This is a genomic window from Bradyrhizobium sp. P3_C3 (assembly GCF_056402655.1).
In genome coordinates this window covers 1-2,100 of sequence record NZ_JBFUGY010000129.1, presented here as the reverse complement: position 1 = coordinate 2,100, position 2,100 = coordinate 1, and the positions used below count along the sequence as shown (strand labels likewise).

Annotated in this window: 2 protein-coding genes; both read right to left on the bottom strand. The window is 65.1% G+C overall.

Going from position 1 to position 2,100, the window contains the following annotated elements; translation table 11 throughout:
• Positions 1-363, bottom strand: a 363-nt coding sequence (locus AC1DW2_RS43705) for a DUF1993 domain-containing protein (RefSeq protein ID WP_477009200.1), incomplete at its 3' end; no start/stop codon positions are given.
• Positions 364-470: 107 nt separating this feature from the next.
• Positions 471-1,772, bottom strand: coding sequence for a lytic murein transglycosylase (locus tag AC1DW2_RS43700; protein ID WP_477009199.1), 1,302 nt, complete (start codon positions 1,770-1,772; stop codon positions 471-473).
• Positions 1,773-2,100: the final 328 nt, after the last annotated feature.

The following is a 2,100-nucleotide window of genomic DNA, read 5'->3' as shown; positions in this document are numbered from 1 at the left end:
GTCCGGGCCCGCCGGGAAGGTCACGTCCTTGGTGTCGGCGCCTTCGAACTGCTCCGGCTTGTACGATTTCACGTAGTCGATCGTCTTGGCGAGCCTCTGCTTCAGCTCTTCAAACGTCTTTTCCGTGTCGGGCATCGAAGGCACCTCGCTATGGGTCAGCCTCGCGCAGCCCTTGGCGGCGAAATCGCTGGCGAGCTGGATCTGCTTCGACAGCGGCAGCATGTCCGGGAAGAGGCGCGAGCCGAGCAGGACGCCCGGGTCGATCTTTTTGGCCGCGCAATGCGCCTCGGCTTTCGTGAGCAGGCCGGTCAGGCTGTTCAGCATTTGCAAGTACGCGGGGACGACGGCGTCGTGGAAGGACATGTGATGCTCGCTTGTGAATGGGAAATCTCAGGAGAAACCTGAGCCACTCACATGGGAGCATCACAGAAAATTACAATCGCGAGAGCGGCTTGTGCGGTGCGAAAATTCTACCGGATCATCCCCGCCGGCTGCGCCTGGGCCGTGCCGCCGCGCATCCGCGCGAGCAGCTCGGCGGTCGGCCAGGAATCGGCGGGCAGGCCGTATTTGATCTGCATCGCCTTCACGGCGGCGCGGCTCTGCTGGCCCAGCACACCGTCGACCTTGCCGACGTTGAAGCCGGCCTGGACCAAGAGCTGCTGCAATTGCTTGAGGTCGTTGAACGGCAGTTGCGCGACCGGTTGGGCCGGCTTGCGCATCGGAGCCGCACCCGCGATGCGGGTGGCGAGATAGCCCGCGGTGGTCGAATAGATCAGCGAATTATTCCACTCGGTGTAGGCCGCGAAATTCGCATACGCCATGAAGGCAGGTCCGTTGCGCCCCATCGGCAGCAGCACGGACGCCGCGAGATTGTCGTTCGGCAGCGGACGGCCGTCGGGATAGGTGACCCCCAACTGCGCCCATTTCGAGCGCGGCTGCTGCACCGTGAGGTCGGTCTGATCCCAGGGCAGGTTCTGCGGCACCTTGATCTCTTCGAGCCACGGCTCGCCGCGCCGCCACTTCAATCCGTTGGCGATGTAGTTCGCGGTCGAGCCGATCACGTCGTCCTCGCTGCGCAAGAGATCGCGCCGGCCGTCGCCGTCATAGTCGACGGCGTAGTTGACGTAATGCACGGGCAGGAATTGCGTCTGCCCGAGCTCGCCGGCCCAGGAGCCGACCATCTCGTCGGGTGTGAGATCGCCACGGTCGATGATCTTCAGCGCGGCGATGGTCTCGTTCACGAACATCTCCGAGCGGCGGCAGTCATAGGCCAGCGACACCAACGATTTCAGCGTCGGCAGATTGCCCATGTTGACGCCGAAATCGCTCTCGAGGCCCCAGAACGCGGCGATCACCGCCGGCGGCACGCCGTATTCCTTTTCGGCGCGTGCGAACGCAGCCGCGTGGCTCTTGATGTGCTGCTGGCCGTTCTGCATGCGATAGGGCGCGGCCATGCGGCCGGCAAATTCGGTGAAGAGCTGGCCGAACACGCGCTGGCCGCGGTCGCGATTGACGATGCCCTGGTCGTAGACGAGGTAGGGCGAGGCCTCCGATATCGTCCGCTGCGACACGCCGGCGGCGACCGCCTGTTGTTTCACGTCAGCCAGGAAGCGATCGAAGCTCGCGCCGTTGTGGCAAGACGCTGCGCGCGGCGACGGGGTTGTGGCTTTGGGCGCGATGGGCTTGGCGGGGGGTGGCGCGAACTGGGCGGAGGCGGGGAGGGCGAAGGCGAGCAGAGCGGCGGCCGCGATCGCAAATCGGGTCTGGAGCATGAGGTTTCCGGCGGGGAGAAGGGCGCGTGTGGAATCTTGCTAAAGCTTAAGTGAATTGAGCGCCTCAAACCATCCCTTCGTCATGGCCGGGCTTGTCCCGGCCATCCACGCCTTTCGGGCCTTGTGTAGAGGAAGAACGTGGATGCCCGGGCCTTCGCCGCGCCGAAGCGGCTTCGGCCGCGCAGGCGGGACAAGCCCGGGCATGACGGAAATGCAATGTTGGGCATAGCCGCGGCCCCGCGACGCACCTTGAAACCTTGCACCCGGGCCGGGGTCATCCCTACCTGAATAGCGCCGGCCGATGGCTCGCCTGCGGCCGCCCCAGGAG

Bases quoted from the DNA above. Each gene is read 5' to 3' on its own strand.
- AC1DW2_RS43700 (WP_477009199.1), bottom strand. From the start codon at position 1,772: ATGCTCCAGACCCGATTTGCGATCGCGGCCGCCGCTCTGCTCGCCTTC.